General features: G+C 71.8%; 11 protein-coding genes and 1 tRNA gene. 7 read left to right on the top strand and 5 right to left on the bottom strand.

All coding sequences use genetic code 11. The annotated features are described in order from the left end of the window. The first annotated feature begins 113 nt into the window (after window positions 1-113). The 4 genes from ASF35_RS14620 to ASF35_RS14635 all read left to right on the top strand — a co-directional run bounded on the left by ASF35_RS14620 (window position 114) and on the right by ASF35_RS14635 (window position 5,329). Window positions 114-1,913 carry a cell wall metabolism sensor histidine kinase WalK gene (locus ASF35_RS14620; protein WP_055968973.1) on the top strand — a complete coding sequence of 600 codons (1,800 nt, stop codon included), beginning with the start codon at window positions 114-116 and terminating at the stop codon, window positions 1,911-1,913. After that, window positions 1,913-2,992, top strand: coding sequence for a diguanylate cyclase domain-containing protein (locus ASF35_RS14625; RefSeq protein WP_055968976.1), 1,080 nt, complete (start codon window positions 1,913-1,915; stop codon window positions 2,990-2,992). Before ASF35_RS14620 ends, ASF35_RS14625 begins: the two co-directional genes overlap by 1 nt. 95 nt (window positions 2,993-3,087) lie before the next feature. Further along, window positions 3,088-4,548 (top strand): glycosyltransferase, encoded by a 1,461-nt coding sequence (locus tag ASF35_RS14630; RefSeq protein ID WP_235497452.1) that lies wholly within the window; start codon window positions 3,088-3,090, stop codon window positions 4,546-4,548. Window positions 4,549-4,600: 52 nt separating this feature from the next. Next, window positions 4,601-5,329 carry a hypothetical protein gene (locus ASF35_RS14635; RefSeq protein ID WP_055968979.1) on the top strand — a complete coding sequence of 243 codons (729 nt, stop codon included), beginning with the start codon at window positions 4,601-4,603 and terminating at the stop codon, window positions 5,327-5,329. A gap of 61 nt (window positions 5,330-5,390) precedes the next feature. Here ASF35_RS14635 and ASF35_RS14640 read toward each other — a convergent pair whose 3' ends face one another. Further along, complete coding sequence (locus tag ASF35_RS14640; RefSeq protein ID WP_055968982.1) at window positions 5,391-6,458, bottom strand: response regulator transcription factor; 1,068 nt, start codon at window positions 6,456-6,458, stop codon at window positions 5,391-5,393. Between the two features lie 66 nt (window positions 6,459-6,524). Then, window positions 6,525-7,517: a glycoside hydrolase family 6 protein gene (locus ASF35_RS14645; RefSeq protein WP_055968985.1), complete on the bottom strand. Its 993-nt coding sequence runs from the start codon at window positions 7,515-7,517 to the stop codon at window positions 6,525-6,527. Window positions 7,518-7,647: 130 nt separating this feature from the next. On the opposite strand from ASF35_RS14645, the gene ASF35_RS14650 reads away from it, so the two are divergent. Continuing rightward, window positions 7,648-9,033: a collagen binding domain-containing protein gene (locus tag ASF35_RS14650; RefSeq protein WP_055968988.1), complete on the top strand. Its 1,386-nt coding sequence runs from the start codon at window positions 7,648-7,650 to the stop codon at window positions 9,031-9,033. A 9-nt stretch (window positions 9,034-9,042) separates the two neighbouring features. Here the strand turns inward: ASF35_RS14650 and ASF35_RS14655 are convergent, their stop codons facing one another. Together ASF35_RS14655 and glmU are read right to left on the bottom strand one after the other, a co-directional pair. Continuing rightward, window positions 9,043-10,008 (bottom strand): ribose-phosphate diphosphokinase, encoded by a 966-nt coding sequence (locus ASF35_RS14655; protein WP_082481700.1) that lies wholly within the window; start codon window positions 10,006-10,008, stop codon window positions 9,043-9,045. A gap of 1 nt (window position 10,009) precedes the next feature. After that, window positions 10,010-11,455, bottom strand: a complete 1,446-nt coding sequence (glmU, locus tag ASF35_RS14660) for a bifunctional UDP-N-acetylglucosamine diphosphorylase/glucosamine-1-phosphate N-acetyltransferase GlmU (RefSeq protein WP_255353959.1) — start codon at window positions 11,453-11,455, stop codon at window positions 10,010-10,012. Window positions 11,456-11,534: 79 nt separating this feature from the next. On the opposite strand from glmU, the gene ASF35_RS18460 reads away from it, so the two are divergent. Both ASF35_RS18460 and ASF35_RS14665 read left to right on the top strand, forming a co-directional pair. Beyond that, window positions 11,535-11,699 carry a hypothetical protein gene (locus ASF35_RS18460; protein WP_235492862.1) on the top strand — a complete coding sequence of 55 codons (165 nt, stop codon included), beginning with the start codon at window positions 11,535-11,537 and terminating at the stop codon, window positions 11,697-11,699. Window positions 11,700-11,738: 39 nt separating this feature from the next. Next, complete coding sequence (locus tag ASF35_RS14665; RefSeq protein WP_055968991.1) at window positions 11,739-13,412, top strand: CapA family protein; 1,674 nt, start codon at window positions 11,739-11,741, stop codon at window positions 13,410-13,412. Between the two features lie 265 nt (window positions 13,413-13,677). Here the strand turns inward: ASF35_RS14665 and ASF35_RS14670 are convergent. Next, window positions 13,678-13,756: transfer RNA gene (locus ASF35_RS14670), tRNA-Gln, on the bottom strand. Between the last annotated feature and the right edge of the window lie 32 nt (window positions 13,757-13,788).

A 13,788-nucleotide genomic window follows, 5' to 3' on the forward strand; every position in this document is an offset into this window, starting at 1 on the left:
CTGCCGCAGCCTACCGCAGCCGGTCCTCGCCGGTGAAATCGGCCACCGCCCGCACCAGGTCGACCTCGGCCGAAGCGCCCTCGCGCCCGGCCTGGAATTGCTAGGGTTTCCCCATGCTGATGCCGACCTTCCCGGGACGTTCGGGACGGGTCACGTCGGGCGACGACGCCCCACCCCACGAGGCACCGCTCCACGAGGCACAGCCCCAGGTCGCGCCCAGCGAGGTCTTCGCTGCGCAGTTCCTCTTCCTCACGGCCCTCGCCTTCCCGGTCGTCGCCGCGATCGCCACGTCGCTGCCCGCGCACCCCGCGGTCTTCACCGTCGGTGCCGTCCTGGCCGGGTTCACGGCGATCCTGTCGGCCCTGCTCGGCTCGCTCGGCATCGAGCGTCGCGGCGCCACCGTGGTCGCGGCGACCCTGATCTGCCTGCTCGACGTCGTGGTGTGCAGCCTGCTGTTCTTCGCCGCACCGGGGTCGGGCTTCTTCGTCCTCGCCGTCCTCCCGGTGGCCTGGGTCGCCGTCCAGCTGCCGACGCCTCCGCGTGTCATCGTGCTCTCGGCGAGCCTCGTCGGACTGCTCACGGCCCAGGCCGTCAAGGACCTGAACGGCGACCAGCCCTGGCGGGCCGGCGTGGCGACGGTGCTCAACCTCGGCCTGCTCCTGTGCATGTCGTCGTGGGCGGGAAGCCGCTGGACCCGGCGGAACGTCGCGCAGCGTCGCCTCCTGGAGGCCCAGACCCGGCTCGTCGGGTCGGCGCTGGACTCGGCGCGCACCCAGGAGCGGGTGCTCGCGGAGGTGCTCGACGTGGTCGACTTCGTGGTGGTGACGTTCAACGCCGACGGCACCACGTCGGCCAACCGTGCCGCCGAGGACCTGGCCCGTCGCATCGGCGCGGTCGACGCCGCGTCGGTCGTGCGCGACGGGCCGTTCTACCTCGCGGACGGCACCACCCCCCTGGACTCCCGGTCCCACCCGCTCACGCTCTCGCGGGCGGGCGAGGAGGTCGAGCGCGCCCTGGTGCGCCTCGGCCATCCCGGGCCTTCGCAGGTACCGCTCCACGTGAGCGTGCGTCGGGTGGCCAGCCACCGGTCGGAGCGGTACGTCGTGGTCGCCCGTGACGTGAGCCGCGAGCTGGCCGACGAGCAGGCGCGCGACGACGCCGTGGCGGCCGTGTCCCACGAGATCAAGACGCCTCTCACGTCGGCCCTCGGCTACCTGGAGCTCGCCCTCGCCGAGCCCGACCTCGGCGACGAGGCGCGCGAGCTGATGGAGGTCGCGCTCGAGAACACCGAGCGCATGCTGGCGCTCTCGCGAGACTTCCTGACCGCCCGCAGCCGCACCCCGGGCGTCCCCCTCAGGATCGTGCGCGAGTCCTGCACCCCCAGCGCGGTGGTCCGGCAGGCGGTCGAGGGCGTCCGTCCCGTGGCCACCGAACGTCTGGTCACGGTCCGCGTCGACGCCGCCACCGAGATCGACATCGCTGCCGATCCGCTGCGTCTGCGCCAGGTCGTGGACAACCTGCTCACCAACGCCGTGAAGTACAACCGGTACGACGGCACCATCGAGGTGTCGGTCCGCGAGGTGACGCGGCCTCGACCGGTCGAGGCCGACGGCGGCGCCGGGTCGCCCCACGGAGCCCCCGCGGTCCCGGGGGTGGAGATCGTCGTCGCCGACACCGGCCACGGCATGACCGAGGACGAGCTGCAGGCGCTCTTCACGCGCTTCTACCGCACGCGGGGCGCACGTGACTCCGGCGTGCAGGGCACCGGCCTCGGGCTGAGCATCGCGCAGCAGATCGTCGAGGCGCACGGCGGGATCATCGACATCCGCAGCCGCCCCGACCAGGGCACCACGGTCTCGGTGTGGCTGCCCGCCTCCGCCGACGTCTCGGCGGCGGAGCAGGACGTGGCCTGATGACCTCGTCCGAGCTGTTCCTCGCCGGGACCCTCACCGCCTTCCTCGCCGTCGCGGTGCCCTTCGCCCTGACCACGGCGCTGCGGCACAACGACCCGGCCAACCGGCTGTGGTGCGGGAGCCTCATGGCGGCCCTCGGTGCCGGTCTCGCCCCACTGATCGACCAGGTGTTCGTGCCGACGGTCGACGTCGAGGCCGCTGGGGCGGCGTGCGCCGTGATGACCTTCGGGCTGATGTGGTCGGGAGTGCGTTGGTTCCGCGGGGCCACGCCCCTGCCGGCGGCACCCCTCCTGGTCGCCACGGCCGTGCTGGTCGCCTGGTTCGCCCTCTCCGCCGCCGGGTCGGCCGTCATCCCGTCGGGCTACCTCGCCGCCTCGGGCTTCGCGGTCGCCACCATCGTGGAGCTGCACCGCGGGCCCATGCGCCTCAACGTCAACGTCAGCCTCCTCCAGGTCGTCCTCGGTCTCTTCGCCGCCGCCGCGACGATCAACTCCCTCCTGCGCCGCGGCGACGACGGCTCCACCGTGCTCCCGGCGACGTTCCTGGTGGTCGCGACCACGGTCGGCCTGCAGCTGCTGGTGTCGATGCGCGCCGAGCGGGACGGCGCGTGGTGGTCCGAGGACCACGGCACGGGACGCGTGTTCGGCGTGCACTCCCGGGAGCAGTTCCTCGAGGCCGCTGCCGACCGGCTCGGCCGTCTGGAGCTGCGTGGCGGACATGCCGCACTCCTGGTGGCCGAGGTCACCGATCTCGTGGAGCTCAACGAGGCCTTCGGTCGACGCGGTGGCGACCTCGCTCTCTCCACCCTCGCCGACACCCTGCGCCGTCACGTGCCCGCCTGGTCGGTGCTGGGCTACCTGGGCGTCGGCCGGTTCGCCGTCCTCGCCCCGGCGGACGCGCCCGAGCGCGCTGCGGAGATCGCCGCTGCCGTCGAGCACGCTCTCTACACCCGGTCCACGGAGCCCGGCCAGCCGCAAGAGGTCCCGGTCCCGGTGCTGCTCGGCACCGCCGACACCTACACGTCGCGCGCCGACCTGACCGCGCTGATGACGGAGGCGGAGACCGCACGCCACGCTTGAGGCAATCTTGAGCAGACCTTGATGACGTACCGAGGCGAAACCTGAGCGAGGGGCACCAGGCTGGTCGGACCGACCGATCCCTGCAGGAGCCCTCAGTGTCGTACGACCCCAGCGGACCCATGGACCGCCACCCCACCGCCTTCGACGCGTCGCCCGAGGCGCTGCACCGCGCGCTCGGCACCGCCGTCGAGGAGGTGGCCGGGAGCATCAAGCCCCGCGCCACCGTGGCCTGCGTCGTCCCCTCCTACAACGAGGCCGAGACGATCGCGTCGGTCCTGGACGCCCTGCTCGTGCAGACCCGGCTGCCGGACGTGATCCACGTCGTCGTGAACAACACGACCGACGAGACCGTGGAGATCGCCGGCCACTACGCCGGGCAGCACGTGCTGGACCGTCCGGAGGGCACCCAGCTGGTCGAGATCTTCGTGCACGACATCGGCGAGAACCCCGACAAGAAGGTCGGCGCGCTCAACTACGGCTTCTTCCTGGCGGAGGGCTGCGACTACATCATCGGCGTCGACGGTGACACCACGCCCGAGCCGACCGCGATCAAGGACCTCGTCGACGAGATCATGAGCGACGACCGCATCGGCGGCATCTCCGCGATCTACAGCATCGACGACAGCGCCCTGCCGACCGCCATGGCCAAGTTCCTCACCGCCGGGCAGCGCGCCCAGTTCGCCGCCTTCAACATGCAGAACCTGTTGCGCGGCCGGAACATGGCCGTCCTCGGCGGGCAGTTCTCCATCTTCTCCACGCAGGCGCTGCGCGACGTCATGACGCTCACCCACCAGCGCGCGCCCTGGGTCAAGGACAGCGAGGTCGAGGACTCGCTGCTGTCGCTGCAGATCAAGAGCGCCGGCTACCTGACGAAGATCAGCGCCACCGCCCGCGCCCACGTGGGTGGCATGAACACGCTGCGCGCCCTCGACGCCCAGCAGGTGAAGTGGAACTTCGGCGCGATCGAGCTGATGTGGCCGGGCCAGCGCGGCGACACGAAGGGACAGCCCTTCCACCCCAACCTGCGGCTGCGCTGGTTCGAGCACCTCTCGATGGTGCTCAACATCATCACGCGCGCCATGTTCTTCTCCCTGCTCCTCGCCAGCCTGTCGATCGACGCCTTCGTCTTCAGCCCGTGGTGGCTGATCCCACCGGTCGTCGCGATCCTGCTCAACTACCGGGTCGCCCGCTCCATGCACTACGGCCACCGGCGGGACATCCTGTTCGCCGTGCTGCTGCTGCCCGCCGAGATCTACATGTGGATCCGGATCGGGCACTTCGTGCGAGCGTGGACGAAGTTCGCGAGCCGCAAGCAGACCGACAACTGGGCGGCGCAGGCGAAGGCCGAGCGCGGCTCGGGCAACAGCTACCTGTACCCCTTCGCCATCGCGCTGCTCGTGTTCGCGGCCGCCGCCGCCGCGTGGATGCAGCTGCCCATCGGGCTGAGGTCCGACGTGCTCGCCGTCGGCTGGCCGATCCTCGGCGTCATCACCGTGTCCCAGACCTTCTGGATGGGCATCAAGATCCTGCGCAACTACCGTGGCTACACGGTGTGAGCGCCCGACCGACCACTCCCCCGCACCCCTGCTTCCCCGAAGGAACTCTCTCGTGACCAGCGCTCAGCCCCGCCCGTCCCGTCGCGCCCGCCGACCCCTCGCCGCCGTCGTGACCGCCGTCGCCCTCGCCCTCGTGCTCTCCTCGTGCGGCGTCCTGAAGGAGGACGCGCCACAGGCCAGCGATCCTGCGCCGACGGCCTCGGCCACCACGGCCTTCGACTCGCAGTTCACCCGTGACGGCACGTTCCAGTCGCACGTCAAGGTCGGGTCGATGGACTTCGTCTACACGATCTGGCCGACCAAGTCGACGCCGCGCACCAACGAGTGGTACCCCGGCGGCGACAAGTACTTCTCCTTCACGCTCCAGTCCTACGACCTGTCCCGCAAGCTCCGCGACAAGTTCAGCAAGAAGCGCAAGGTCTACCTCGACCGCATCGAGGTGACGTCGGCGACCACCACGCCCTCCGGTGCCGTCGAGAACCCCTACGAGCTCGACAAGGAGGCGAAGAAGATCACCTTCGACCCGCAGCCGGTCTCCACGAAGTACGGCATGCTCATCACCTCGCCCAAGGGCGCCTTCGAGCTGCGCAACCAGAAGATCGGCCCGCTGGCCGCCGACACCCAGGGCGTCACGCTCACCTTCAGCGCGACGGTCTGGATCCAGAAGTCACGCGGCAGCGACGAGTACGAGCCGGAGCTGGTGACCCAGGAGGTCCCCATCGCGATCTTCGCCTCGAAGAAGCCGACCGAGGCCCAGAAGATCCCGATCAACGCGAACTGACGGCGGCACCCCGGGCGGTGCGGGCACCGGCTCCTTCGGGGGCTCGCGCCCTGCCTCCGGCTCAGCCGTCCTCGGCCATGCGGTACCCGACGCCCCGCACGGTCTCGATCCAGCGCGGCGTGGTGCTGGAGTCGCCGAGCTTGCGACGGATGTTGGCCATGTGCACCTCGACGGCGCGCTTGTCGGCCTCGTTCACGAAGTAGGTCGTGACGTAGTTCTGGCCGCGCAGCGTGAGGACGAGGTCGGCCTTGCTCCGCACACGGCGTCCGGTCGTCAGCAGCGAGGCGACGAGGTCGAACTCGGTCCGGGTCAGGTCGACGTTGCGTCCGTCGACCACGACCGTCCGCGTGTCCACGTTGACGGCGAGTCCGTTGGAGCGGAGCCACGCGTCCGCACCGGTGGCGGGGGCCGCAGCGGCACCCGCGCTCACGGAGGGGGCGTGGGCGACGCCCACGTGACCCGCGGAGGACCAGCCACTCGCGGAGGGCGCCGCCGCCGGCACCGAGTGCACCGGGTGCGCGGACGAGTGAGCAGGGTGGGTCTCAGCTGCTGCGCGCTGGGCGGCGTGCTGGGCTGCCACGTGCTGGGCGGCGTCATGCTGAGCAGCGGGCGGCGGCGCGACCTCGCGCTGGGGCAGGTGCTGCAGCTCCGCGTCGGACCGCGTGGGCTCGGCCGCGGGCTGGGCCCACTGCTGGGGCTGCGCCGGACTGGTCCGGTCGGTCGCGGCGGCTGCGGCAGTGGTGGTCACGTGCTGACGCGGGCGGCGCATCACGGACTCGATCCGGGCGCGGAGCTCGCGGGGCCGGAACGGCTTCACGAGATAGTCGTCGGCTCCGGAGTCGAGACCCTGCACGACGTCGATCTCGTCGTCCAGACCGGTGAGCATGATGATGTAGGTGGAGCTGAACTCGCGGATCAGCTTGGCGGCCGCGAAGCCGTCCATGCCGGGCATGTTGACGTCGAGGGTGGTGAGCTCGGGATCGTGGGCGCGAACCGCCTCGACGCCCTCGGCGCCGTCCTTGGTCAGGATGACCTCGAAACCGCTCCGGACGAGGATCGTGCGCAGGAGGTGCCGGACGTCGGCGTCATCCTCGATGACGACCGCAAGGCGTGCAGAACTCTCTCCCATGGGTCGAGCGTAGCAACGACGGCGTCCATCGCCCCTGAAACCGCAGGAATGCGCTGCGGGTCACGATCACCAGCCAGCAGCGCGAGCGAGCTCGAGGGCCCGCTCGGTCCACCACGCGCCGGCCGCCGGACCACCTCCGCAGGAGCCGTCGCTCTCACCCGGCGGCTTGATCCAGAGATGGGCGTCCAGGCGCCCGTCGCCGACCGAGGGCGCGCGGCCGAGGGCCCGGCCCGGAGGGTTGCACCACTGTCCGTCGGACCCGTTCCCGTTGCGCCCGGTGTCGATCACGTAGTGCCCACCACCGAGGGCGTCGGCCACCGCGTCGGCGTACGCGCGTTCCGTGGCGTCGTCGGCGTAGAACGAGACGTTCGTGGAGAAGCCGCGGGCGTCCTCCACCCCGGCCTGCTGGAGACGACCGGCCATCTCCTCCGGTGCGACCCACCCCGAGTGGCCGGCGTCGAGGTAGGTCGTGACGTCCGCGTCGACGAAGCGGGTGACGGCGTCCTCGAGCAGCGCGATCCGTTCGTCGGGGTCCGCGCACTCCCCCGCGTCGGCCAGCGCGTCCGGCTCGACCACCACGGCGGAGGTCCCGATGCCGTCGGCGCCGTCGGCCGCCGCCTGCACCCAGTCGCGGTACTGGTCGGGTGGGAGACCACCGGCCGACTCCTGGCCGCTGCAGTCACGGTCGGCGATGCCGTAGAGGACGAAGAGCGCGACCGAGTCCTCGTCGCGCGCCTGCACGGCGATGCGCCGCACGTGCTCCTCGACCACGTCGGTCGGCGTCGCCTCGGGGGTCAGCCAGACAGCGGTGGGGGTGGCAGCGAGCCGGCCCAGGATCCTGGCGTCGTCCCCGGCGGCGGAGGCAGCGGCGCGCGCCGCCTGCGACTGCGGGTCGACGTGCACGGCGGCCGCGTCGAACGGGTTCGACCCCTGGGCCCCACCCGGCCAGAAGGGAGGCCGGACGGGCACGCCCACCAGGTTCAGGGCGACGACGAGGGCGACGACGGCGGCGACGGCCGTACCGACGATCTCCAGGCGTCGCGTACGCCGGCTCTGCACTCGCGCTCCTCCCTCAGGCTTCGCTCAAGATTACCTTCAGATCGTGCAAGGCCGGGGTCGATCCGACGTTCCCGGACCTAGACTCCCGGACGGGAGACAGGCGCTGGGACGCGCCACCGGAGAGGGAGTCATGAACACCGACGCACGTCGTCGTGGCGCGCGCGCCGCCATCGTCCTGGCGGTCGCCGGCCTGCTGCTGGGGCTCGTGTCGCCCGTGGCCGCCGCCGAGCCGACCGGATGGGTCGCAGGCGACATCAAGGAGCGCGTCGGCAAGAGCACCCGCTACCTGTCCGGCATCAAGGTGCGCGTGTTCACCTCCGGGTGGGGCTACCTCCGCGAGGTCCGCACCAAGGGGACCGCGTACTCCCTCGACCTGCCCGCCGGCGACTACATCCTGCAGTTCACCGACACCAGGCCGCGCTACGACGTGAAGGCGCACGTGGACGTCGACGTCCGTGTCTCGGTCGAGGCCGGCGAGGGGACGCAGCGCGACGTGACGCTGCGCCGCGGCGGGGCCTTCACCGGTACCGTCCGCGCCGGCGGGAAGGTGGCAGGTGGAGCCCGGGTCCTCGCGGTCGAGAACGTGCCCGCCGGGTCCAACGGCCGCACCTACGAGGTGAAGGCCAACAGCCGCGGCCAGTACGCCATCGGCGGCCTGCCGAACGCGCGCTTCTCCCTCTTCACCTTCGACCGCGCCAAGCGCTGGACCGGGCCGGCACGCGCTGCGGGCGCAGCCAACCTCGGTGTCGTCCGGTCGGTCGACATCGCGCTCAGGAGCCGGGCCGGCTCGATGGTCGGTCGCGTCTACCGCGGCGACAACACCTTGATCTCCACGAGCCCGTGGGTGACCCTCGTCCACCGCACGACCGGCCAGTTCTGGGTCGTCAAGGTCACCCAGGGCCGGTTCAGCGTCCAGGGCCTCCACCCGGGGTCCTACCGCGTCCAGGTGCCCGGGACCGACGGGTACCTCGGCCGCACCGTGAACCTGTCGGGATCGGTGAGGTCAGGACGCACCCTGAACACGTCGGTCAAGCTCGGCCAGAAGGGTGGCAGCCTCAGCGGACGTGTCCTCGACGCGAGGACCGGCATGCCCGCGAAGGGCGTGAAGGTCTCGGCCTACGACGGCAACGGAGTGCAGCACGGCAAGGTCGAGACCGACGCGACCGGCGCGTTCACGGTCGGCGGCACCCTCCCCACCGCCACGTGCGACGTCAGCATCGTGATCGAGGACGAGGTCGACAAGAAGTGGCAGCCGGTGCGGCTCAACGGGCTGAGTGCCCGGCAGGGCATGGCGGTCGCGGCCAACCAGCCCCTGCTGCCCGACAGCACGTGCCGCCAGGTGCTCGCGGTCGAGGACGGTCAGCCCTTCATGCTGGTGCGCTCGCCCGCGTTCCCGTGGCCGTCCGCCACGCCCACGCCCACACCGAGCGCGACGTCCACTCCCAGCGCGACGCCGACGGCCACCCCGACCCCGAGCGCGACCCCGACGGCGACCGCCGCAGCGGGCGTCAGCTGACCCGACGGCTCAGCTGAACAGGCTGGTGACCGAGCCGTCCTCGAAGACGGCGGCGGTGGCCTGGGCCAGCAGCGGGGCGATCGACAGCACGGTCAGCTTGTCGAAGCGCTGGTCGTCGTTCAGCGGCAGCGTGTTGGTGACGACCACCTCGGTGGCCACCGAGTTCTTGAGCCGGTCGACCGCCGGACCGGAGAACACCGGGTGCGTGGCCGCGATGACCACGTCGGCGGCGCCGTCGGCCTTCAGCGCCTCGGCGGCCTGCACGATCGTGCCGCCGGTGTCGATGAGGTCGTCGACCAGGATGCAGCACCGTCCCTCGACCTCGCCGACGACGCGGTTGGCCTTCGACTCGTTCGGCTTGCGCGGGTCGCGGGTCTTGTGGATGAACGCGAGCGGGGCGCCGCCCAGGGCGTTGGCCCACGACTCGGCGACCTTGATGCGACCGGCGTCGGGCGAGACGACCGCGAGCGGCTGCTTGCCGTACTTCTTCTTCACGTAGCGCGTGAGGATCGGCATGGCCAGCAGGTGGTCGACGGGACCGTCGAAGTAGCCCTGGATCTGCGCCGTGTGCAGGTCGACCGTCATGAGACGGTCGGCGCCGGCGGCCGTGAACAGGTCCGCCATGAGACGGGCCGAGATCGGCTCGCGGCCGAGGTGCTTCTTGTCCTGACGGGCGTAGCCGTAGAACGGCAGGATCACGGTGATGCGCTTCGCGGAGGCCCGCTTCAGCGCGTCGATCATGATGAGCTGCTCCATGATCGCCTCGTTGATCGGGGCCGCGTGGCTCTGGATCACGAACGCGTCGCTGCCGCGGACCGACTCGTCGAAGCGGACGTAGATCTCACCGTTCGCGAAGTCGTACGCCGTGGTCGGCACGAGCGGGACCTCGAGCAGGTTCGCGACCTCCTCGGCGAGCACGGGGTGCGCCCGGCCCGAGAAGAGCATGATCTTCTTCGTCGGCGTCTTCTTGAGCAGGTCACTCACCAGCGGGCTCCTCGGCGGCGGCGGCAGCAGCAGCGGACGGGGTGCCCGGCCGCTTGCGCTGCACCCACCCGTCCATGGTCCTCTGTGTCCCAGCACTCACCGCAAGCGCCCCCGACGGGACGTCCTCCCGCACGATCGTCCCGGCGCCGGTGAAGGCGCCGTCGCCGATCGTCACGGGGGCGACGAACACGTTGTCCGAACCGGTGCGGGCGTGCTTGCCCACCACCGTGCGGTGCTTGTTCACCCCGTCGTAGTTGGCGACGATCGTGCCGGCACCGATGTTGGTCCCCTCGCCGACGTCGGCGTCGCCGACGTAGCTGAGGTGAGGCACCTTGGCGCCCTCGCCGAGGGTCGAGTTCTTGACCTCCACGAAGGTGCCGATCTTGCCGTGGTCGCCCAGCACCGCACCGGGACGCAGGTACGCGAACGGGCCCACGCTCGCGCCGGCTCCGACGACCGCGTCGGAGCCGTGGGTGCGCACGACGGTGGCGTCGTCGCCGACCTCGACGTTGCGCAGCGTGGTGTCGGGCCCGACCGTGGCACCGTCGCCGATGGTCGTCGCGCCGAGCAGCTGGGTGCCGGGCAGCAGCGTGACGTCGGTGCCGAGGCTGACGTCGGAGTCGATCCACGTGGTGTCGGGGTCGACGATCGTGACACCCTGGCGCATCCAGTGGTCGGTCGTGCGCCGGTTGAGCTCCTTGCCGAGGCGGGCCAGCTGGGCCCGGTCGTTGACGCCCTCCGTCTGCCACACGTCCTCGAGGACGTGGGCCCCGACCGGGCGGCCCTCGCGCACGGCCGTGCCGACGATGTCGGTGAGGTACAGCTCGCCCTGCGCGTTGTCGGTGTCGAGCTTGCGCGTGGCGTGGTCCAGGAAGGCGGCCTCGACGGCGAGGATGCCGCTGTTGACCTCGCGCACGGCCCGCTCGTCGTCCGTCGCGTCCTTGTGCTCGCGGATCGCGACCACGGCGCCCTGCTCGTCGCGCAGGATGCGGCCGTAGCCGCTGGGGTCGTCCAGCTCGGCAGTGAGGATCGTGACGGCGCGACCCGCGTGGGTGTGGTCGAGCAGCAGCTCCGACAGCGTCTGGGCCGTGAGGAGGGGGACGTCGCCGTAGGTGATGAGCACGGTCCCCTCGGGGACCTCGTCGAGGGCGTCGAGCGCGACGCGGACGGCGTGCCCCGTGCCGTTCTGCTGCTCCTGCACGGCCTGCACGACGCCGGCGTCCAGCTCGGTGACGGCGGCGGAGACCTGCTCACGGTCGTGGCCCACGACCGCGACGACCTGCGAGGCGCCGACCTCGCGGACCGCCGTGAGCGCGTGGGCGACCATGCTGCGCCCGCCCAGGGGGTGCAGCACCTTGGCCGAGCGGGACCTCATGCGCGTCCCGGCGCCGGCGGCGAGGACGATCGCGGTCACGGTCGGCGTGGTGGAGTCAGGCACGCCCGCCAGTGTACGGAGCGTCCGGACCCGATCGCTCGACTCGGTCTGCGGACCGCGTCGGTCCGGGAGACCATGAGGGATGACCGATCCCGTCGAGGAGACCACCGACGCCCGGACGCAGGACGCCCTCCGTTCGCTCGAGAAGGCCCTGCAGGACCCGGAGGTCGCCGAGACCTTCCGCGGGGTGCAGCGCCACCTCGGCTCCTTCACCTTCGACCCCGTCGGCACGCTCGACGAGGACTGACGGACCGGCCTGCTTGGCACGGTCACGGAGCATCGACGCATGGACCAGCGCCGCCGGCGGACGGGACCCGTGCTCGCGGGCGTCGTCGCGCTGCTCGGAGGATGCTCGGTCCACGCCTGGTCCTTCGACACCGAGGTCGAGGACCCGTCGCGCGCCATCACGCTCGCCTTCGCCGGCGACGTCCACTTCGAGGGCGACCTCTCGGACGTGCCGGGTGACGGCGACGCGACGCTCGGCGAGATGTCGCAGCTGCTCGCCGCGGCCGACCTCGCGGTCGTCAACCTCGAGACGGCGCTCACCACCCGGGGCGAGCCGGCCGCCAAGGAGCTCGAGTCAGCCGAGGCGCGCTACTGGTTCCGGGCACCGGCATCGGCGCTCGACGTCCTCGAGCGCTCGGGCGTCGACGTGGCGTCCATGGCCAACAACCACGGCGCCGACTACGGCGTGCGCGGAGTGCGCGACAGCGTGGCGGCGGCCGAGGACGGCCCCGTCGCGGTGGTGGGGATCGGTCTCGACGACGAGGCCGCCTACGCGCCCCACCGCCGGACCATCCGCGGGACGTCGGTGGCCGTCCACGCCGCCGACGCCTCCCCGCTGGAGAGCGAGGCGGCCGTCTGGACGGCGGAGCCGGGCAGCGGGCCCGGACTCGCGACCGCCAGGGGCGCCGGTACCACGCGCCTCCTCTCCTCCGTCCGCACCTCCGTCGAGCGCGACGACGTGGTGGTGGTCTATCTGCACTGGGGCGCCGAGGGCCTCGCCGAGCCGACCGCGGCGCAGCAGGAGCTGGCCGAAGCGCTCGCCGACGCCGGTGCCGACGTGGTCGTGGGCGCCCACACGCACATCCCCATGGGAGCGGGCACGCTCGACTCGACCTACGTTGCCTACGGGCTCGGGAACTTCCACTGGTACCACGGCGACACGGCCGAGTCCGGCGTCCTGCAGGTCACGCTGACCGACGGCCAGGTCACCGACGACCAGTGGCTCCCCGGCCTGATCCCGCCCGAGGGCGGCGGACCGACCCCCTTGTCCGGCCAGGCCGCCGACGCCGCGGTGATGTCGTGGCGCGCCCTGCGGGACACCACCGGGCTCACTGCACCACCCGGCGAGGCGGGAGCACCGACGCCGCCCGACCTGCCGGCCTTCGAGGCCTCCGTGGACGGGATCGACGCGGCCACCCGGCAGCGGATGACCAGCCACGATCCCGACACCTGCCCGGTGCCGCTCACGGACCTGCGGCTGGTCACGCTCCCGTACGTCGGGTTCGACGGCCTGGCGCACCAGGGCGAGATCGTGGTGCACGCCGACGTCGCCGCCGACGTCGTTCGGGTCTTCGGCACCCTCTACCGCGAGCGGTTCCCGCTGCAGTCGATGCGCATCATCGACGAGTTCGACGGTGACGACGACCGGTCGATGGCCGCCAACAACAGCTCGGGCTACAACTGCCGCACGGTCGCGGGCACCGACACGTGGTCGGCCCACGCCTACGGGCGCGCGGTCGACATCAACCCGGTGCAGAACCCCTACGTGGTCGACGGGACCGCACGACCGCCCGCCGCCCAGGCGTTCGTCGGCGTCGACCGCTCCCCCGGGACCGAGGCAGCGCCCGGCGTCATCGTCGACGGCGACGTCGTCGACCGGGCGTTCACGGGGATCGGCTGGGAGCGGGGCGCCGACTTCCCGGAGCCGGACTACCAGCACTACGCAGCACCCTGACGGGACGAGGGGCGGACGAACGTGGCACGTCGCGCGACCGGGCCCCAAGACTGCGGCCCCACACGAGTCACCTCACGTGCAGGACCGCAGGTCCCACGATCCACTCCGCGGCTTCCGAGATTCCCACACCTGGCCGGGGTCACCCGTCGGCGCGTGCCGACCTGCTCTCGACACTACGCGCCTGGACCCGAGGGGACCATGGTCACGTCGAGCCCCCCAGGCGCAAGGATCGTTGGCCGGTGGGACCGCGCCCGAGCGGCCGGCGCTCCCCGGGCAGGAGTCGAACCTGCGTCGCTTGTCCTGATTCAAAGTCAGGCGGGCCCTGCCGGCAGACCAACCGGGGAACGTCGCGGCGTGGGCCGCGACGGCGGGACCA

It is taken from the genome of Aeromicrobium sp. Leaf291, assembly GCF_001423365.1.
GTDB lineage: Bacteria > Actinomycetota > Actinomycetes > Propionibacteriales > Nocardioidaceae > Aeromicrobium.